At 43.0% G+C, this 19,494-nt stretch carries 18 protein-coding genes; 8 read left to right on the forward strand and 10 right to left on the reverse strand.

Features of this window, described 5'->3' with window-relative positions; all coding sequences use genetic code 11:
* The first annotated feature begins 12 nt into the window (after positions 1-12).
* The 5 genes from secD to I6E84_RS03620 all read left to right on the forward strand — a co-directional run bounded on the left by secD (position 13) and on the right by I6E84_RS03620 (position 5,967).
* Positions 13-1,890 (forward strand): protein translocase subunit SecD, encoded by a 1,878-nt coding sequence (gene secD / locus I6E84_RS03600; protein ID WP_197216195.1) that lies wholly within the window; start codon positions 13-15, stop codon positions 1,888-1,890.
* A 9-nt stretch (positions 1,891-1,899) separates the two neighbouring features.
* Positions 1,900-3,159, forward strand: a complete 1,260-nt coding sequence (secF, locus tag I6E84_RS03605; RefSeq protein WP_197216197.1) for a protein translocase subunit SecF — start codon at positions 1,900-1,902, stop codon at positions 3,157-3,159.
* 197 nt (positions 3,160-3,356) lie between these two features.
* Entirely contained in the window at positions 3,357-4,766 is a 1,410-nt protein-coding gene (locus tag I6E84_RS03610) for an MATE family efflux transporter (RefSeq protein ID WP_197216199.1), read from the forward strand.
* Between the two features lie 102 nt (positions 4,767-4,868).
* Positions 4,869-5,618: an AzlC family ABC transporter permease gene (locus I6E84_RS03615; protein ID WP_413786932.1), complete on the forward strand. Its 750-nt coding sequence runs from the start codon at positions 4,869-4,871 to the stop codon at positions 5,616-5,618.
* Positions 5,608-5,967: an AzlD domain-containing protein gene (locus I6E84_RS03620; RefSeq protein ID WP_197216201.1), complete on the forward strand. Its 360-nt coding sequence runs from the start codon at positions 5,608-5,610 to the stop codon at positions 5,965-5,967. The genes I6E84_RS03615 and I6E84_RS03620 overlap by 11 nt, the downstream gene beginning before the upstream one ends.
* Positions 5,968-6,101: 134 nt before the next feature.
* Here the strand turns inward: I6E84_RS03620 and purF are convergent, their stop codons facing one another.
* The 9 genes from purF to I6E84_RS03665 all read right to left on the reverse strand — a co-directional run bounded on the left by purF (position 6,102) and on the right by I6E84_RS03665 (position 15,326).
* Positions 6,102-7,637, reverse strand: a complete 1,536-nt coding sequence (gene purF, locus I6E84_RS03625) for an amidophosphoribosyltransferase (protein WP_197133593.1) — start codon at positions 7,635-7,637, stop codon at positions 6,102-6,104.
* A 325-nt stretch (positions 7,638-7,962) separates the two neighbouring features.
* Positions 7,963-8,460 carry a CvpA family protein gene (locus I6E84_RS03630; RefSeq protein ID WP_197216203.1) on the reverse strand — a complete coding sequence of 166 codons (498 nt, stop codon included), beginning with the start codon at positions 8,458-8,460 and terminating at the stop codon, positions 7,963-7,965.
* Positions 8,461-8,564: 104 nt separating this feature from the next.
* A complete protein-coding gene (locus tag I6E84_RS03635; RefSeq protein WP_197216205.1) occupies positions 8,565-9,599 on the reverse strand; it encodes a quinone-dependent dihydroorotate dehydrogenase in 1,035 nt (344 codons plus the stop codon).
* A 162-nt stretch (positions 9,600-9,761) separates the two neighbouring features.
* Entirely contained in the window at positions 9,762-10,337 is a 576-nt protein-coding gene (locus tag I6E84_RS03640; RefSeq protein WP_227681287.1) for a DUF4870 family protein, read from the reverse strand.
* A 343-nt stretch (positions 10,338-10,680) separates the two neighbouring features.
* Positions 10,681-11,139 carry a SixA phosphatase family protein gene (locus I6E84_RS03645; RefSeq protein ID WP_197216207.1) on the reverse strand — a complete coding sequence of 153 codons (459 nt, stop codon included), beginning with the start codon at positions 11,137-11,139 and terminating at the stop codon, positions 10,681-10,683.
* Between the two features lie 83 nt (positions 11,140-11,222).
* Positions 11,223-12,518, reverse strand: a complete 1,296-nt coding sequence (locus I6E84_RS03650) for an NAD(P)H-dependent glycerol-3-phosphate dehydrogenase (protein ID WP_197216209.1) — start codon at positions 12,516-12,518, stop codon at positions 11,223-11,225.
* A gap of 113 nt (positions 12,519-12,631) precedes the next feature.
* A complete protein-coding gene (locus I6E84_RS03655; RefSeq protein WP_197216211.1) occupies positions 12,632-13,276 on the reverse strand; it encodes a nitroreductase in 645 nt (214 codons plus the stop codon).
* A 47-nt stretch (positions 13,277-13,323) separates the two neighbouring features.
* Positions 13,324-14,430: a cell division protein ZapE gene (gene zapE / locus I6E84_RS03660; protein WP_197216213.1), complete on the reverse strand. Its 1,107-nt coding sequence runs from the start codon at positions 14,428-14,430 to the stop codon at positions 13,324-13,326.
* Positions 14,431-14,678: 248 nt separating this feature from the next.
* Positions 14,679-15,326, reverse strand: a complete 648-nt coding sequence (locus I6E84_RS03665; RefSeq protein WP_110923004.1) for an alpha/beta hydrolase — start codon at positions 15,324-15,326, stop codon at positions 14,679-14,681.
* Positions 15,327-15,702: 376 nt separating this feature from the next.
* Here I6E84_RS03665 and I6E84_RS03670 point away from each other — a divergent pair, with 376 nt between their 5' ends.
* The 3 genes from I6E84_RS03670 to xseB all read left to right on the forward strand — a co-directional run bounded on the left by I6E84_RS03670 (position 15,703) and on the right by xseB (position 18,155).
* Positions 15,703-16,071, forward strand: coding sequence for a hypothetical protein (locus tag I6E84_RS03670; protein ID WP_197216215.1), 369 nt, complete (start codon positions 15,703-15,705; stop codon positions 16,069-16,071).
* Positions 16,072-16,301: 230 nt separating this feature from the next.
* A complete protein-coding gene (gene xseA / locus I6E84_RS03675; RefSeq protein ID WP_197216216.1) occupies positions 16,302-17,864 on the forward strand; it encodes an exodeoxyribonuclease VII large subunit in 1,563 nt (520 codons plus the stop codon).
* 45 nt (positions 17,865-17,909) lie between these two features.
* Positions 17,910-18,155 (forward strand): exodeoxyribonuclease VII small subunit, encoded by a 246-nt coding sequence (gene xseB / locus I6E84_RS03680; protein WP_197216217.1) that lies wholly within the window; start codon positions 17,910-17,912, stop codon positions 18,153-18,155.
* A 7-nt stretch (positions 18,156-18,162) separates the two neighbouring features.
* On the opposite strand, the gene pncB is transcribed toward xseB, so the two are convergent.
* Positions 18,163-19,389 (reverse strand): nicotinate phosphoribosyltransferase, encoded by a 1,227-nt coding sequence (gene pncB / locus I6E84_RS03685; RefSeq protein WP_197216218.1) that lies wholly within the window; start codon positions 19,387-19,389, stop codon positions 18,163-18,165.
* Positions 19,390-19,494: the final 105 nt, after the last annotated feature.

Below are 19,494 nucleotides of genomic sequence, written 5' to 3' on the forward strand. Positions count from 1 at the left end.
AAAGAAGTGATTATGCAATATCCCGCTTGGAAATACTTACTTATTACCGTCGTGATACTCATTGCCGGTCTATATGCTGCCCCTAACCTCTATCCTGACGAGCCCGCTGTGCAGATTACGAGTGCTGCTGCAGGTACACAGCTGTCTGAAGAGATCTTAACGCAGTCTCAAAGCTTACTCAAAGACGCTGGTCTGGATAACCATGACGGCACATTTGAGGGCAATAGTGCGCTGGTTCGTCTTGATAATTCAGTCGATCAGCTAAAGGCGCAAGAAGTGCTACGTCAAAATTTGGGCGAAAACTATGTGGTCGCTCTTAACTTAGCACAGACAACACCGCAGTGGCTACGCGACATCGGCGCAAAACCGATGAAACTTGGTCTTGATTTACGTGGTGGTGTGCGCTTTGTACTCGAAGTCGATATGGACAAAGCACTTGAGCAGCGTCTGACCGGTGCTAGTAGCGACATGCGTCGCGAGCTACGTGCTGAACGCATTGCAGTCAAAGGCATCAAGACCGAAGATCAAAGCGTGGTATTGCATTTCGCTGATACAGACACTCGCAATCGTGCACAAAACATCCTACAAGGATCGATGGGCACCACGTTTAGCTTGCAATCTTCTATTGACGATCAAGGTCCTGCATTACTCTTATCGTATAACGATGCGACACTTGACGAAATCAATAGCTATGCCGTCAACCAAAACTTGACAACGCTACGCAACCGTATTGCCGAGCTGGGTGTTACTGAAGCCCTAGTGCAATCACAAGGTGCCAATCGTATCGTCGTAGAATTGCCAGGTGTACAGGATACTGCAGAAGCAAAACGTGTCCTTGGACGTACCGCAAACCTTGAATTCCGTATGGTGGCAGAAGATGCCGACAACTATACAGGTGGTATTCCTCCAGCGGGCACTGAAGCGTTCCCGTTTGAAACACTGGATGGCCCGCCTGTATTGCTCGAACGTCAAGCTATTGTCAGCGGCGATAAAGTGACCAATGCTCAAACTGGCTTGGATGAAAGCGGTCTACCTGAAGTAAGTATTACATTGGACAGTGCTGGCGGCAAGCTCATGCAAAACGCCACTCGTACCGCTGTTGGTAAACAGATGGCGGTATTGTTCATTGAAAACAAGCAAAGAATCACCTATGAAGAAGACCCAGTAACTGGCGAGACTGAAGAAATACGTACGCCTTATGCTGAAACCAAAGTCATCAACCGTGCCAATATTCAAGCGGTTCTAGGATCCTCTTTCCGTATTACTGGGCTAGACAGCAGTGCTGAAGCTGCTGAGCTTGCACTACTACTGCGTTCAGGAGCACTTGCGGCACCGATGTACTTTGTAGAAGAACGCACCATTGGTCCATCACTGGGCCAAGAGAACATTGAAAAAGGTCTATTCTCTACACAGGTCGGCTATCTACTAGTCTTTGCGTTTATGATTATCTTCTATCGTCTGTTTGGTGTCATCGCTAACGTAGCACTAGCAGTCAACGTGATTATCATCATCTCTATCATGTCAATCCTAGGCTCATCGCTTACCCTACCCGGTATCGCTGGTATTGTTTTGACCATCGGTATGGCAGTTGATGCAAACGTACTAATCTTTGAGCGAATACGTGAAGAGATTGCAAATGGAGTAAGGCCGAAGTCCGCTATCGTGGCAGGTTTTGACCGAGCTTTTAGTAGTATTTTCGATGCCAACATTACAACTTTATTGGTCGCATTTATCTTATTTGCGATTGGTACTGGTCCGATTAAAGGCTTTGCGATCACGCTAGCTATTGGTATTATCAGCTCGCTGTTTACGGCTATTCTGGTCACACGTGCGCTGGTACAAGTTGCTTATGGCAAGCGTAAATCCATCAAACGTCTGAGCATCGGTTAGGAGAACATTATGGCTATCGAGAATAAAAATCCTCTAGAACAGCAGAATAGTCCAGATCGAAATGGTTCAGGCGGCTCAAATGGCGATGGAAACAATGCAAGCACGCGCCGCCGCAACAAACCACGCCGTGATGGCAAAGGTAGCAATACTAAAACCAATAACCCTGTCACAGCGCAGCCGAGTAACAGTAAAGCTCGTCGCAGTGGTAAGGGTGCTGGTAAAGACAGTCAAGCACTGGCTACTCAAGCAACTGAGCCTAACCTAGCAACAGGTGATGCGGCAGATGATGCAGCGGCACAAGCTGAAGGTGGTATCAAAGCCATTGGCAACCAGCGTATCATTCCTTTTATGAAGATAGAAAAGCCCATGGCCATTTTATCTTTATTAATGGTTATTGGTAGTATCATTGCTATCGCCGTAAACGGTCTGAATTTGGGACTTGATTTCACAGGTGGTGTCTCAGCAGATGTGCGTTATGAGCAGTCTGTTGAACAAGTTGATGTTGTCAATGCCTTGTCAGACAATGGTTTTGATGATGCCGTCGTACAGTACCTAGGAACATCACAAGAGCTACTGATTCGCCTACCACCTCAGTCTGATAATGTTGATGGACTCAATACCAGTCTGACCAAAGCATTGACCTTAGCTGATAATAATGTTGAAATCAGTAACGTCAATATTATCGGTAGTCAAGTCGGTAGTGAAGTCTACTTAAACTCAGTGATGTCGTTAGCGCTAGCACTAGCCTGTATGCTTGGTTATGTCGCTTTACGTTTCCAATTCAAATTATCCCTTGGTGCAGTCATGTCGCTGTTTCATGATGCAGTAGTCACTATTGGTGTGTTTGCCTTATTTGGCTTTCCATTCGACTTAACTGTGTTGGCAGCTATTTTGGCCTTGATTGGTTACTCATTGAACGATACGATTGTTGTCTATGACCGCATCCGTGAGAATTTCCGTCGCGTCCGTGGTATCACGCCGCGCCAGACTATCGACTTATCTTTAACAGAGACGCTGCGCCGTACGATTATGACCATTTCAACGGTATTGTTAGTGGTATTAGCAATGCTATTCTTAGGTGGTGATGGTCTATACTGGTTCTCAGTTGCCCTCTTCATCGGTCTAATTGCTGGTACTTATTCATCAACTTATATCGCAAGTTCGATTCCATTACGTATGGGTCTATCTCGTGATGACTTTATTGTAAAAGTAAAACCAGAGTTTGAAGAAGAAATCGTTACTTTTAACGATCCAAAAATGTTTGAATAAATGTTTAATGGTATTATTTAATTTATATAAATTTGACTATAAAGTCTGCCATAAATAACAGTAGTAACGTTTAAATCAAAGCACCTGACTCATGAATAATGAGTCTAGGTGCTTTTGTCTTTGTAGCTGTGTTTGTCATAAATAGCAAATATGCTACGCTCAATCCTTGTTGGGTTTTAAGTATAAACGAGCCAAAAATGACTACTCCCATATCTAGTCCAATGCCGCCCATCGATACCCGTTATACGCGTATTATTGCCATCGCTTTGCCAGTATTATTGGCCAATCTGGCCATGCCTTTACAAAGCGTAATCGATACAGCGATCGTCGGTAATATGAATGATACCGCTAAACTGGCTGGTATGGGACTCGCGATACAGTTATTGTCATTGTTGCTCGTCAGTTTTAACTTCTTACAATATGCATCGTCCGGACTGTCAGCACAAGCAATGGGACAACTGGCCAATCATGCTACAGATGGTACGGCAACGTCAGTTAATACAGCCCCTTCGCCCCTACTGTCTATCTTACAACGTGCTTTACTACTGGCATTTGGTATCGGTGCTATTTTGCTATTAGCAAAGCCTTGGTTGATAGATTTTGGTTTGCAAGCGCTATCAGCCAATCCAGATAGTGGTCGTGCTGCACAGACTTATTTAGATGTTAGGTTTTGGGGCGTAATTGCTGAGCTGATGAACTTTGCATTTATCGGTTGGTTTGCTGGGCAAGGTAAAACCCGCTATATGCTATATCAACAAGGTTTTATTGCCATACTCAATATCGTCCTAACCTTGTTTTTTGTCTTTACGATGAAAATGGGTTTGGCCGGTGTGGCATTAGGTACGACCATTGCTTTCTGGTTTGGTGTGTTATTAGCACTGTGGTTAAGTCGTCATCATCTGCAAATATCTTGGCAGGCTTTGTTTACTGCCGATAAGCAATATTTCACTAAAGAGCGAATACTTAGGCTGTTCTCATTAAATAAAGACATCTTCATTCGCACACTCATCTTAACCTTGAGTTTTGCTTGGATTACTCGTCTTTCTGCTCAAAGCGGTGATGTCATACTGGCGGCCAATGCTATCTTACTTCAAGTCCTGAGTATCTCAGCCTTTGCACTTGATGGTGTTGCGGTATCTGCTGAAACGTTAAGTGGTCAAGCGGCTGGGCGCCGAGACTGGCCACGTTTTCGCATTATTATCAAGCGCACAGGTATTGTCAGTTACGGACTCGCCATCGCCTTGAGTGCTATATGGTGGCTTGCAATGCCAACATATTTAGGGTTTATGACCAATATCGAAACGGTTTTTACATTGGCATATAATTACCACCTTTATGCCGTATTACTACCCCTCGTCGGGGTCGGTGCCTATTGGTTAGATGGTATATTTTTTGGCTTAACAGCTGGTCATGTTATCCGTAATGCAGCCCTGATACTCGCCGCTATATTTTTCCCACTCAGTTGGTTTCTCTATCAGCAATGGGACATGACTGGTATTTGGTTGAGTGTGTGGTGTTTATTATTACTTAGGCTAATTATTTTAAGTGGCTTCTTGTACCACGCGCATCAAACCGGCAGCTACGAAAAACTACAGCCGGAAGCTTAATACCACTCTCAGCTACATGGTGTTGAATAACGTATTTTTATAAAGTGTTTGTAATATAGTTGGTTCAATTTAATTTGAACACAAAAACCATTAGGATATTCTGTGACTACTCGTTCAAAAGAATTACATCAGCCATATAAAATGCGCTATGACTGGGCTGAAGGCTTCAAAAAAAGCTTACCCGTGGCAATGGGCTACTTACCTGCAGGTATTGCCTTTGGTGTACTCGCGCAAGTTGCTGGTATCCCTGTGTGGGCTATCATTATGCTCAGTATCGTATTATATGCTGGCGCTGCGCAATATGCTTGTTTGCCCATGCTGAGTGCTGGTTTGCCGATTGGTAATATCGCGACGAATATTGCGGCTATTAATTTACGTCATGTATTCTATGGTATGCCTTTATTACAATATCTACCAAAGAACAAACTTGCTAAAATCTATTGTCTATTTGCGCTGACTGACGAGACATTTTCAGTCATGACCAGCTTGCCCAATGAGTCGCGACAGTCCCTGATACTACCAATCAGCCTCTTTAACCAAAGTTGGTGGGTACTGGCCAGTACGATTGGTATTATGATTGGCAGCACGCTCAGCGATTTGGTACCTCACTTGGATTTCGCCTTGGTTTGCTTGTTTGCGATTTTGGCTTATGAGCAGTTTCAAAGTATCAAACGCTATTTTCCAATTGGCATTGCCGTAGTCTCTCTAGCAGCAGCCTCGTTATTTACGAGTAACTGGTTACTATTGGTTGCGATTACCATTTGTATGTTGCTGATTTTAGCACGTGGATTTTGGGTACAGCGAGGCATGGAAGAAAAAAGTAACATGGCAGGAGAAACTGATGACCAGTAGTTATCTTATTTTCGCGACTTTTGCGATGGCCGCTGTTACCTTTATCACGCGTGCCCTACCTTCCTTAATACCCAGAAAACTATTAGACACACCTTGGTTGCATCGATTAAATGAAAGCTTACCGCTGTCCGTGATGGTGTTGCTCATTTTGACCAGTCTCTCTTATCAAGACCTGTCTGCGACCACGGCTCTGGATAGTGCCGAATTGCATCTATTGATGGCACAAATTGGTGCTCTACTTTTAGTCTTACTTGTCTACCATATCAGCCGTCAATTATTAGTCAGCATGATTGTCGGTATTGCTGCTATTAATGGTTTACTATGGCTATTAAATAACTTTCTAGGCTAAAAGCACTAGCTAGAATTCAGTGCCAAACAAAACGTTAAACAATATTTCAAACATAAAAAAGGCTGGATTCTATTAAGAATCCAGCCTTTTTCTAAGCGTACTGTTGTATAGAGCTAGTTAAGAAGAGTTGCTTCTTAAAGCTCCTCAACACCCATCATATCGACTGGGGTATCAGCCACGATTTGTACGCCTTTTTTACCTGTTTTAGCCGTGTCATTACGCTGCTCTTGTAGATGATCAAGATAGGCTTCATTGATCTGACCAGTGATATAGCAACCATTGAATACGGCACAATCAAAGCCTTCAACTTTGCTGTGTTTGGTATCTTTTACTGCATCAATCAAGTCATCCAAGTCCTGGAAAATCAAACGATCAGCACCGATGATTTCACGCACTTCTTCGACTGTATGACCTGAAGCAATTAGCTCGCTACGTACTGGCATATCGATACCATACACGTTTGGGTACTTAACCGGTGGCGCAGCACTGGCGAAAAATACTTTATTGGCGCCAGCGTCTCGAGCCATTTGAATGATTTCATGACATGTCGTACCGCGAACGATAGAGTCATCGACCAACAGTACGTTTTTACCTTTGAATTCTAACGGCACAGCGCTGAGTTTCTGACGGACAGATTTTTTGCGTTGTTGCTGACCTGGCATGATGAAGGTACGACCGATATAGCGGTTTTTCATAAACCCTTCACGGTACTTAACATTCATCTTAAGCGCCAACTCCATCGCAGAAGTACGCGAGGTATCTGGAATAGGAATAACCACATCGATATCGTGATCTTCGCCCCATTCATTCATGATCTTATCTGCCAGTTTTTCACCCATACGTAAGCGGGCTTTATAAACTGAGATATTGTCCATGATTGAATCTGGACGAGCGAAATAGACATATTCAAAGATACATGGTGTATATTCTTTTTGCTCTACGCACTGATGGGTGTGTATTTTATGATCGAGATCAATAAAGATAGCTTCGCCTGGTTTGACATCACGAATAATCGTAAATCCAGACCCCGTTAAGGCTACTGACTCTGAAGCGACCATATACTCAGTGCCGCCGTTTGGAGCCATACGCTTACCATAGATAAGCGGACGGATACCGTTCGGGTCACGAAAGGCAAGTAAACCATGGCCAGTAATAAGGGCGACAACACCATAAGCACCTTCAACACGACCATATACAGCCGTGACTGCTTCAAATATATCAGCAGGCGTTGCTTTGGTTTTACCCAAATTCTGCATTTCATGGGCCAGTACGTTCAAGAGTACTTCAGAATCTGAATCGGTATTAAGATGGCGGCGATCTTCGATGTACAAAGACTTGGCCAAGCTCTCAGCATTGGTCAAGTTACCATTATGCGCAAGGGTAATACCATAAGGTGAGTTGACATAAAATGGTTGAGCTTCAGCACTGCTTGACGTGCCTGCCGTTGGGTAACGAACGTGACCGATACCGAATTTACCAACCAGTTTCATCATATGACGATTCATAAACACGTCACGTACCATGCCATTTTCTTTACGTAGATAGAGTCGTCCATCTTGCAAAGTGACAATACCTGCTGCATCTTGCCCGCGATGCTGTAGCATCGTCAAACCGTCATAAAGTATCTGATTGACTGGTTCGTGAGCTGCAACTCCAATGACTCCACACATAATAGCTATATCCTATTTTGACCCATACATTAGTACTACAATAACGGCAAAAAATTAGACGGCACGCTATCTAAAATGCGTGCTGCCACTCACCGTCGACCTGATGATATTTGCGAAACATTAAACAAGCATTTATCTTTTTGGTTTTCAAAAAATCAGCATCCATCATTAATTGATGCTGATTTATGAGCCTTAACTGCTATCAAAAATTATTTTTTCAAGAATGAATTTTGAATACGATGTTATTGATGCTATAAAAGCTTGAGTGGTAAAAAAGACATGATAAAAATCATAGCGTTAATACTTAGAAATATGACGAGTTAGCTTATGATTGATTGATTTTATCCCAAGCCATACCAAGCACATCTGACACCAACGCTTTACCCATCGGTGCATAAGGCATTAGCTCTGGCGCTAGCACTGAGGTTTGCCATTGCGGCATCTGTACCAATAGTGGCGCACTGACACTCAGAACCACTAAAACCATTAATACGTTTTTGGCTGCACCAAGGACGCCACCTGCCATCTTATCAACGATATCCAGACGTAAGGTTTTGAGCACCCCTGAAAATACAAACGCAACTGTGTGCATGATGGCTAATATTACGATCACCACTAATAGAAATGCCATTGCCATTTGTAAGACAGGGTTTTCTACGATACCTGCTAATTGAGGCGACACAACACCCGCCAGACGCGTAGCAGCGACTAGCGCAATCAACCAACCGACCAAACCAATGGCTGTTTTAATCAACCCTACTTGAAAGCCGCGCCACAAGCCAACCAAGACAACAATAGCAATCACAATATCCAGACCACTCATTTTCTATGCCTCATACCCTATGGTATTTTTATCAAGTATTTACTTAAGTGTTTATGACAAGGTTAATCTTTGAGCATTCAATTTATAATAGGTTTATGGACAGTCTAGCTTTCCATGGCATCATAATAACCACCGATTGCCTGAATACAAGACTGTACCAATCCAGGTCCACGATAGATAAGCCCTGTATAGAGCTGTACCATGTCTGCACCGGCCTGAATCTTCTTGACGGCTTTCGCACCACTGTCGATACCACCGACACCGATCAAGGCGACTTTGCCCTCTAGCTGATCAGAAAACTGTTGTAAAATCTGAGTGCTAATATGGCTCACTGGACGACCAGATAGACCACCCATTTGATCACCATCACGTAAGTCTTCTACGCCGACACGGCTCAAAGTCGTATTGGTCGCAATCAAACCATCAATTTCAAAATCTATCAGCTGCTGTGAGATATAGTCTACTTGTAGAGGCTCTAAATCAGGAGCAACTTTCAGTACCAATGGCACATAAAAACCATATTCGGTCGCCAATTGGCTATGACGGTTTTTAATGGTATCTAAAAGCTGAGTCAATGCTTCACCGCTTTGCAGATCACGTAAGTTTTTGGTGTTTGGCGAAGAGATATTAACGGTAATATAAGAGGCATGCGGATAAGCACGCTCTAAACAATAGACGTAATCATCTGCTGCCTGCTCTACTGGCGTATCGGCATTTTTACCGATATTAATGCCAATATTGCCTTTGTATTTGCAACGTTTGACATTTTCGATCAGATAATCGACACCTTGGTTATTAAAGCCCATACGGTTAATAATGGCATCTGCTTGCTTTATTCTAAACAATCTTGGCTTGTCATTACCTATCTGTGGCCTCGGTGTGACCGTTCCGACTTCTATAAAACCAAATCCTAACTCAGCCAAGGCATCAATATAGTCACCGTTCTTATCCAATCCTGCGGCTAAGCCTACTGGATTAGAAAACTGTAAACCCATACAGTCTGTTGGCTGCATCGACTGACCGTACACCAAACCTAAAACACGCGCTTTATGAGCTTTATCCAATAAGGACAAGGTCATCTCGTGGGCGTGCTCGGGATCCATCTTAAAGAAAAAAGGACGAAGTAAGGCATAAGACATAGTAATGACAGACCCTGCTAAAAAGAAATAGTGAATAAAAAGTGCGAATGAAATCAGGCGCTGCGATTATATCAGCTTAACAGAAATAAGAGCAAAGTTTCCTGCGGTAAATTTCTATATTAAAACCACAGCCTATATAGATAAATAGCGATTAACTGGCTATCAAGGCACAGGACGACCATCCGTCAGAGCTATCCAACCACGTACGATACGGTATAGATGCCAGACAAAGGTAAATATCATAATTAAGAAGCCAAATCCAGCCAAGAGTAACGAGCCAATAGCGATATGATCACTATCAGCCAATATGCTGACACCAAAGCCGCCCAAGGCAAACGTTATAATAACGATGCCGATTAGAAACAAAACAATGCTGTACCAAAAAGTCTTAATCTGCCAATCAAAATGTGTGGCCAGCCATGAGCCATTTGCATCGTGGCGCTTGGCATAGTTCATCACAATCGGCACAATCCACAATAACCCAGCAGTGAAATAGCTAATCACGTATAGAAAATAAGTAATGTGGTTATAAGTGGTGAGAGAACGGCGCTTGTCGTTATTCATATTATCGTTATTCATACTGTCGCTCATCGTATTATCTTGTCGTTGCTGAGAGATACCATAATCAGACCGCTCATCATTAAAACTAGCCCCACCTGATTCATGATGACTGTTATCAGCAGTTTTTGTCTGTTTTTGCAAACGATCATCAGAATTGTGATTAGGAGAATGGTTCATAGTAAAGTTCCATAACTGATAGTAGCTAGTTATTATTTGATGGGAGCAGATGAGCTGCTTTTCAATGAGTCTCATGATAAACAGTGATTTGAAAGCAATGTATTAATAATACTGTGTTGGAAGATAGCGCATGCTTATAGAACACACAGGCATGAAATGGATTATTTACTCTGAATTCCTTTAAGAGTCTCTGGTAGATATTGTTTTGCGTATCGGTTTTATAATTATCATGGACAACTGCCATAAACAGCCAGTTTTTCGATCTTTCATATGGTACGGTCTGGCCGGAAATCAATCATTAATAATTGACTTATAACTGTAAAAAGATATATGAGTAAAGAGCTTAGTATGGTTGCTCAGGTACAAAACGCCCTATTTCATTTGCCATACCAGTCATCACAAACTCCATCTCAAATACTCTGGCTTCTGCCAAAGAAAACGATTCAGGATAATCACCCGTTAATAGACCAGCGATATAAGCAACGATAGACATATGACACACGACGACCAGACACTCAGCTTCGATATTAGCCAAATCCATAAGGGCCTGACGAGCATCATCAGAAGGTGTAATGTTTTTTAATATGACCGATGGTACTGTCGGTGCTCTCGACTGAAATTCTGCTAGTGTCTGCTGTGCTCTGTCATAAGGGCTGACGACAAAGTAATCGGGATTGTAGTGAGTCGTCACATACTCTGCCGTTTGTATGGCTTGCTGTTGACCAAAATCTGTTAACTGGCGCGCGCTGTCTGGGCGCGATTCATCTTCTGCTTGACCATGACGAACGAGTATAATTTTCATAACCTTCCTTTATACGTTGTCATGATGGCGTTGTTTGCAGAATAACCATTCTTAAAACAACGTCATCATTTAACATTGGAGTTTTACTTACTGTCAGTATCGCCACTTTCATCATCAGTGCTGTCGCTTGACGTTTTCATTTGCGCGGTAAGTGCCGCATTGCTGTGGTCATGCGCCATAACAAATTCGACATCACTGCGGAACCCTGCTTCCATAAGATGCAAAGCCACACCCAATGCTGCTTTATCTTCATAAATAACAGCATAAAGCGCATGCGTAATAGGCATATAAATGCCTTCTTTGGTGGCTTTCTCATGCACTTGCTGAATGGTGTTGACCCCTTCAGCCGTCTGGCCTAGCTTCTTCACCGCTGCATCGATGCTCATACCACGGCCAAGCATATTACCGATACGGTAATTACGACTCAACTCTGAGCTACAAGTGGCGTATAAATCACCAACGCCAGACAATCCTAAAAACGTTAGTGGATTCGCACCCGCTTCCACGCCAAAACGACTCATTTCTGCCAAGGCACGGGTCAGTATCATCGCTTTGGTGTTTTCGCCGACATCGTAAGCCGCCGCCATACCCATTGCAATCGCATAGATGTTTTTAAGCGCACCGCCCAGCTCCACACCTTTGACATCATCACTGGCAAACACTCGAAAGAATGCACTGTGTAGCGCTGCTTGTACTGCATGACGCAGTGGCTCAGACTCACTAGCGATGACTGTAGCAGACGGCATGTTTTTCATGATTTCTATTGCAAGGTTTGGCCCTGACATGACACCAAAATTCACTTCTGGCAAAACCTCTTTAATAATGTCGCTCATCATTGCAAAGGTGTCTTTTTCCATCCCTTTGGTCAATGACACAATAGACTGTCCACTGATAAATGGCGCAATATTTTTTAAGGTCTCTCGAAATGCCAAACCCGGCACAGCAATAAAAATAATATCTTTGTCTTTGACGCTTGCTGCCAAATCATGGCTGTATTTGAGACGATCATCAAGCTTATAACCTGGCAAGTATTTTTTATTGGTTTGGGTTTTTACCATCGCTTTTACGGTGCGTTTATTACGTACCCATAACGTGGTATCACAGCCATTGCGGGCCGCCAAATTTGCCATTGCCGTACCAAAACTACCACCACCTAAAAATGCCAAACGCAGCTTGGTAGGATTACTGTGAATATCCGCCATGTTTTTTGCCACTGCGGACTCTACCGCACTAGGATTCAGCTTTTTACGGCCAATACCTGATTTGGTTGCACGCTCGATGATACCTGCCAGCAGACTGTTTTGCTTTTCTGGCGTATTCTTATCTGTTTCGCCATTTTCGTGACTGGTTTTTTTATGGCTATTATTGGGGCTGGTCATATTCTTTTATCCATGTTGACTGACTTATTATTAATAGAACGTATCATGACTTAGGCATTTTGGGTGCTGAGGCTATCTGGCTTTTTTGGCTAAATAGGTGAGGCTCAGAGTCACTATGACTCAAACCGCACCAGCGACTCGATATCAATGGCTTTACGGAGTGCCTCGTCTTTAGGACTGGTCCCAGTATAAACAAAAGCCGTGACATAATCATCTGGACCAACATTAAAATATGCTTTGACAGCTGGTTCGTTACATAACAATCCAGTACGCCACACGGTACTAAACCCTTGCGCTTTTAGTGCCAAAATAAGATTTTGAACAGCCGCACCAGCACTTAGCATTTGCTCAAAAGGTGGGACTTTTTTATGCGCTTGTATTTTGGTGACGACAGTAATAATCATAGGCGCACGTAAAGGCATATTATGAGCTTTTTCGAGGTCTTTTTTATACAGCTCTTCTCCTTCTTGCACTGCTTTCACTTGGGCAGCTTCTGCTAAAGCATTGCCTAGCTCATGACGAGCATCGCCTTCAGTGACGATAAAACGCCATGGTTGTAGTTTCTTGTGGTCTGGTGCTGTTGCCGCACATCCGATCGCTGTTTCAACCTGTGCATGAGTGGGTGCTGGTGCATCCAGATTCCCCATGCTACGTCTTGAGTTGATCCAGCCAATCATCTCTTCACTGGTAATCGGCATACTGTCAGTGGTTACGTCTTTGATAGACAGTTTTTTATCATTGTTGTTAGATGTGGTCATTATCGTTCCTTATTTCTTATTATTTTTTATCCAAAAAACTGCTACCTTTATGCTGGAGCAACTTCGACACGATGCTCCATGCGCAAATAATCTTCTGACTGCATTTCAAGCAAGCGCGAACGTGTACGCTCAATCTCAAACGCTAGCTTCTCTCCTTGATACAACTCCAAAATGGATTGCTCTGCTCGCACCAACAGTTTTACGCGGCGATCATAAAACTCATCGACCAGATAAATAAAACGACGCGTTGGATCACGGTAAGTATCATCCTCTAATGCAGGCACAGCATTGACCAACACAGTACTGAACTGCTTAGCGATTTCAATAAAATCAGATGCTGAGCGTGGTTCCATGCACAAATGACGGAAGTCGCAAAATAGAATATCTTCGGTGCGAGCATTGATTTTTATTTCTCGTCCATTAATAGTGATTGGCTCATTACTAATTTTCTGATTATTAGACAAACTGGCAAAACGGTTGGCTAACCAATGGTGGTTGGCTTTGGTCATCGGCGACTCATATAACTCAGCCTGTTGTAACACGCGCAGACGATAGTCAATACCGGAGTCGATATTCATCACCGCCGTATGGCGTTCAACTTCAGCAATAGCCGGCATAAAACGGTCACGATGCAAACCATCTTTATATAACCCCGACGGCTCAATATTCGAGGTGGCGACCAACGTGATACCACGATTGAACAGCATGGTAAACAAGTCGCCCAAAATCATGGCATCAGAGACGTTAGAGACAAAAAACTCATCAAAACAAATGATGACTGCCTCTTCATAGATAATATCCGCCACTTTCTCTAATGGGTCACTCTCGCCTTGTAGCTTGTGTAGCTCTTGATGCACACGCTGCATAAAGTGATGGAAATGCAGGCGCATCTTGCGATCAATGGCCAATGAATCATAGAACATGTCCATCATCCATGTTTTACCGCGACCTACGCCGCCCCACATATATAGGCCTGTTGGTGCTACGGGCTTGGCTTTCAAAAAGCTAAAAAAACTTTTCTTTTGTGGCACACTATTGACGAGCTGATGATGTATCTCATCAAGATAGCTCATGGCCTTGAATTGTTGCTCATCTTGAGTAAACTCATCTGTACTGACGGCTTGCTCGTAACGTTGCAATGGAGATAAACTCATAATACGACTCATCATTAGGCTAGGGCGTGTCATCAATTAGTACATGAATACATTTAGTGGTCTTAAAATGGCTAAATTTTGCTAAACATCGTTAGAATTTTTGTCAATACGTGCATATTAACGGCAATTTCTTCCTTGTTTAGCTACAACTTTTCTCATTTTAAGCCTCACAATCTAATTGATGACACACCCTAAATAAATATTAAAATAATAGATAAATTTTACCTGACCACATTCAAGTAAAACCTTTAAATGCTGTGTTTTTCTAGCAAACCTTTCAATTCTGACAAACGCCCATGAAAAAAGTGACCTGCCCCGTCTACGATGCTCACAGGAATACCCAATCTATCAGCAAATTCCTGCATATTATTAGGGTCGATGACTTCATCCGCATTGCCATAAATCTCAAAGGTTTTATCAGCAGGTAAGCTAATATCGCTGCTATCATTTTTTTCAACTGATGGTGCGATCAGCGCAATGTTTGACACCTCAAAGTCACTCAGTCCCCATATATGGGAAGCCTCGATCACTTGCTCAGCCACACGCGCTGTCACATAACCGCCAAAAGAAAAACCACCTAGCCATAACTTGCGTGCATTAGTCTGTTCAGCAATCCATTGTAGCACGGTCATTGCATCCACCACTTCCCCTTCAGCATAATCATGCTCGCCAGTGGACTGCCCCACGCCGCGAAAGTTAAAACGCACCACATGCATCCCATTGTCACGGGCAAAACGATACATGGTCGTAACGACTTTATTATTCATCGTACCGTCAAATAACGGATTTGGATGGCAAAGTAGTGCCACGGTATCAGTATTTGGATCGTTAGGGTTGTCTTGTTGCCATAGTGCGTCAACTTCTAGCACGCCAGCAGGAGCAGGAATCAATTGCATACAATTACTTATTAATTAAGAGTGAATGGCTCAATTATCCTAGATATGGTTTTTATTTCAAGTGATTTGCTGTGACCAAGGACCGCTTTTTTTATTTTTGACCATGGTGAATGGCTGAAATTGGCTATATCTATAATATTAGGGTGTATGCTCATTTTGAAAGTAGCGATAGAAATGAGATAAACAATAGCCAAACAAGCAAAGCAGCTATGAAATGTCCCTGCAATATAGAACACAAGAACCGCCTAGACAGCCAAGAGTCGAATAGGTTAAATTCTTAAGCGTTACTGGACGACACATTAGTTGATATATTGCTCACATAATATCTGCTTAACATTGATATTTATGTTCGACTGACAGGGAATAAAAACTACTTATGAATACTTTTAATAAAACTGCCACCTTAACCGTGACTATGGCCGCCGCACTTGCTTTAAGTGCTTGCCAAAGTACACCTTCATCACCCGTTATCCAGCGCGCCAACTCTATTTATGAGACAACTGGCATCGCAGAGACCAAAGTAAAAGCACAGCAAAATGCGATAGACAGCGCGCAAAAAACCTGCCAAAGCAAGCAAGTCATTATCGTTGATGATACAGTAACTTATAACGGCATTTTAGATGAACGCACTGGCCGTATGGTTGGACAAGTGGGTGCAGTCGTCGGCTCAATTTTTGGTACAGGCTCGCCAGAGTTGTCACGTGATGACGATTATGAATACATGATTAATTTCCGCTGCCAATAATATCAATATCCTTCAGAAAAAGATTACTGTTTAGCATTTAGCCAACAAGTCTGCGGTTAATATATTATTCTTATCGCAGACTTGTTGGCTTCTCTTTTTGTGTGTACGCTTTTGGGTTAAACTACCCTATTCAATACTCAATAGCTTCTAGCCAATCTATAAGTTATCGGTCTATAGAAAACCAATAAACAACTCGCTTTTAAGCTTTCATCATCTTCGGTCTACTATTTATGCGCAAACCCAATCTTTCAAGTATCAAACAAGCGAAGGTAATAACGCCTGCTAAAGATTTGGCGACTTTAGAGGCTGAGTTAGCTGAGCAAGAAAACAACCTTGAGGTCAACTTAGAAGATACCGTATTGCGTCTGAGTGACTACTTATCAGCGGTTGATATGGTTATCAAACAAACCTTTAATCACCGCGTATGGGTAAAAGCAGAAATTCGTAACCTGTCTAGCAAAGGCGGACATTATTATTTTGAACTGGCAGAGAAAGATGACGACGGCAAGGTCATTGCTAGCTGCCGTGGTAATCTTTGGCGATTTAAAGCGGCACGTGTCTTAGCAAAGTTTGAGCGCGCAACGGGCATGCCACTCGATCGCGATTTGACCGTTTTATTAAAAGTATCGGCAGGTTTTCATGCGCAATATGGCTTCTCGCTCACCATTGAAGACATCGATCCTAGCTATACGCTAGGTGATCTGGCACGACAATATGCGGAAATGGTCGACCGTTTGACAGGCGAAGGGTTATTACATCTTAATCAGCAACTGCCTATCCCGTTTGATATAGAGCATGTGCTGGTGATTGCACCTGAAAAAGCCGCTGGACTAGGAGATTTTCAAGCAGATGCTGATCGCTTAGCCAGTACAGGTGCTTGTCATTTCCATTACCATAACGCCACTTTTCAAGGCAATCATGCGCCTGCTGAAATCCGCCAAGCTATCGTCAGCGCTCAACAGCAATTTTACGACACATATCAGCGACTACCAGATTTATTAGTCATTATTCGCGGTGGCGGTGCCGTTGGTGATTTGGCCTATCTCAATGATTATGAACTGGCCGCTTTGGTTGCTGAACAGCCTGTCCCTGTGTGGGTCGGCATTGGGCATGAACGTGACAAAGTTATCTTAGATGAAGTCGCGCATACTAGCTTTGACACACCCTCAAAAGTTATCGCTGCGATTAGCAGTCATTTGGCGCAACTCGTCTCTCAGACACTACAATATCAAGCGCAAATCAAGCAAGCTGCTCAGCGCCAACTGAATACTGCCGAGCAACAAACATCACGACAATTGAGCCAAATACAGTCGCAAACGATTGGACAGCTAACGTCCCTGAGAAAAGATAGCGATTATGCATGGCGTAATATCCAGCAAAGCGCACAGCGCCAAGTAAAGCAAGCCATCAGACTGACAGACGAACTACGTGTACAAACACAAACCTCTGCAAATCAGCAATTAGTCACGGCTGCTACTTATAGTCAGAATCATCAGAAATCTGTCATTCAAAATGCTCAGCAACAAGTCATACAAGCACAACGTGACAGTGAGCATCTACGTGACATTGTGCTACTGCATCGACCATCTCGTGTGCTTAAGCAAGGCTACACCATGCTGACTGACACAAAAGGGGAAAAGATACTGACCAGTAGCACCCAGCTATCTCCTGAGCAAACTGTGCATATCATCCTAAAAGACGGTAAGGCAAAAGCGCAGATTATTGATGTCAGTACGGATCAAAAAGCGACGGAAACCTCAGATATGCCAACTCAACCACATAATAATATTTAACGATTACCCATCTACTTATCTTACCTTTTAAAATTAGGAAACTTTATGACTACCCCTACTCGTCGACGTAAAAAATCCGCCCCAAAAACCTTTAAGGCGGCTTATGATATTTTAAAAACCAATGCCGCTGAATTACAGCAGCAAGACGAGCCTGACATTGACAACTTGATGACAACGGTTGAAGAGTCGATTGCGGCTTATCGCGTTTGCGAGACCCGCATCAATGCGGTACAACAAGCACTAGATGCCGCCTTTGCTGAAGACGTTAAATCTGATGAAGTAGACAGCTAAGTTACACTTACTCTGGTTCATCCACTTCAAAGACTTGGCGAAGATAGGCAAGATATGTGTCATTATTGATCATGGTCTTGCCTGGGCTATCAGAGAGTTTGGCCACTGGTTGCCCGTTACACTCAACCAATTTGAGCACAATATTAATCGGTGTGATACCCATATCATTGGTGAGATTGGTACCAATACCAAAGCTGGTTCTAATGCGATCCTTAAAGTATTGATGCAGCTCCCAAGCCTTGTTAAGATTCAAACCATCACTAAAGGTGAGTATTTTAGTCTTAGGATCTATCTTCAATTTCTCATAATGAGCAATCGCCTTATCACCCCAAATATAGGGATCACCACTATCATGACGTAAGCCGTCAAATAGCTTAGCAAAATACAAATCAAAATCACGTAAGAATGCATCCATTCCGACCACATCCGTCAATGCAATACCCAAATCACCACGATACTCATGTACCCATGCTTCAAGCGCTGCTTTTTGTGAATCACGCAAACGCACATCCAAGGCCTGAAATGCCTGCATGAACTCGTGCGCCATGGTGCCGATTGGCGTCATACCTAATTTTTTTGCTAGATACACGTTAGATGTGCCGCTGACGATTTTTGGTTCAGCGTGATGTAATGTCTGTACCACATGCGCTTGCCACGCTTTGCTAAATCGTCTACGAGTACCAAAATCAGCGACAATAAATGGTGGTGTATCACCGTTTTCTTTCGTCTGTTCTGCTGCATATTGATGCAATAAAACAACTTTTTCATCGAGCCTACGCTGACCTTCTTCAATCACAATGTCACTTGATAACGCATCAAAATACAGCTCATTTACAATGGCTAAGACGAATACTTCAAAAAACATCGCTTGAATCATCGGCCCTTCAATATCGATAAACAAGCGACCTTCTTCATCAGTACTGACAGTAATAAAGCGACGCTTTAGCTTAAACAGTTCTAGATAATCGACGAAATCTGAACGCATAAAGCGTAAGCCGCGCAAGTATTCCAACTCATCTTCTAAAAATCGTAGCTCGCACAAACTGTCTAGCTGCCTCTCTAACTGTTCTTTAATATCAGCCAATGGATAGAGAGCATCTTTATTATTACGGCAGCGAAAACGATAGACACCATGCGTCTGTGGAAACTGATGCAGCATAGCTTGTAACATCGTAAATTTATATAAGTCGTTATCGAGTAACGAGGTAATAATAGGTGCATAGGTAGCAGTCATGCTATGGCCTTAAAAAACACAAAAATAAGAAATAAACGCCACCTAATACTCAAAGCGACATCATATGCGAATAAGAAAAGATGAAGAATCATTAACAAGCCGTCA

Source organism: Psychrobacter sp. SCQQ22 (assembly GCF_015864605.1).
Lineage (GTDB): Bacteria > Pseudomonadota > Gammaproteobacteria > Pseudomonadales > Moraxellaceae > Psychrobacter > Psychrobacter fozii.

Bases quoted from the DNA above. Each gene is read 5' to 3' on its own strand.
- I6E84_RS03655 (WP_197216211.1), bottom strand. From the start codon at position 13,276: ATGACCACATCTAACAACAATGATAAAAAACTGTCTATCAAAGACGTA.
- I6E84_RS03620 (WP_197216201.1), top strand. From the start codon at position 5,608: ATGACCAGTAGTTATCTTATTTTCGCGACTTTTGCGATGGCCGCTGTT.
- xseA (WP_197216216.1), top strand. From the start codon at position 16,302: ATGCGCAAACCCAATCTTTCAAGTATCAAACAAGCGAAGGTAATAACG.
- purF (WP_197133593.1), bottom strand. From the start codon at position 7,637: ATGTGTGGAGTCATTGGAGTTGCAGCTCACGAACCAGTCAATCAGATA.
- secD (WP_197216195.1), top strand. From the start codon at position 13: ATGCAATATCCCGCTTGGAAATACTTACTTATTACCGTCGTGATACTC.
- zapE (WP_197216213.1), bottom strand. From the start codon at position 14,430: ATGAGTTTATCTCCATTGCAACGTTACGAGCAAGCCGTCAGTACAGAT.
- I6E84_RS03640 (WP_227681287.1), bottom strand. From the start codon at position 10,337: ATGAACCATTCTCCTAATCACAATTCTGATGATCGTTTGCAAAAACAG.
- xseB (WP_197216217.1), top strand. From the start codon at position 17,910: ATGACTACCCCTACTCGTCGACGTAAAAAATCCGCCCCAAAAACCTTT.
- I6E84_RS03670 (WP_197216215.1), top strand. From the start codon at position 15,703: ATGAATACTTTTAATAAAACTGCCACCTTAACCGTGACTATGGCCGCC.
- I6E84_RS03665 (WP_110923004.1), bottom strand. From the start codon at position 15,326: ATGCAATTGATTCCTGCTCCTGCTGGCGTGCTAGAAGTTGACGCACTA.
- I6E84_RS03635 (WP_197216205.1), bottom strand. From the start codon at position 9,599: ATGTCTTATGCCTTACTTCGTCCTTTTTTCTTTAAGATGGATCCCGAG.
- I6E84_RS03645 (WP_197216207.1), bottom strand. From the start codon at position 11,139: ATGAAAATTATACTCGTTCGTCATGGTCAAGCAGAAGATGAATCGCGC.
- I6E84_RS03630 (WP_197216203.1), bottom strand. From the start codon at position 8,460: ATGAGTGGTCTGGATATTGTGATTGCTATTGTTGTCTTGGTTGGCTTG.
- I6E84_RS03650 (WP_197216209.1), bottom strand. From the start codon at position 12,518: ATGACCAGCCCCAATAATAGCCATAAAAAAACCAGTCACGAAAATGGC.
- pncB (WP_197216218.1), bottom strand. From the start codon at position 19,389: ATGACTGCTACCTATGCACCTATTATTACCTCGTTACTCGATAACGAC.
- secF (WP_197216197.1), top strand. From the start codon at position 1,900: ATGGCTATCGAGAATAAAAATCCTCTAGAACAGCAGAATAGTCCAGAT.
- I6E84_RS03610 (WP_197216199.1), top strand. From the start codon at position 3,357: ATGACTACTCCCATATCTAGTCCAATGCCGCCCATCGATACCCGTTAT.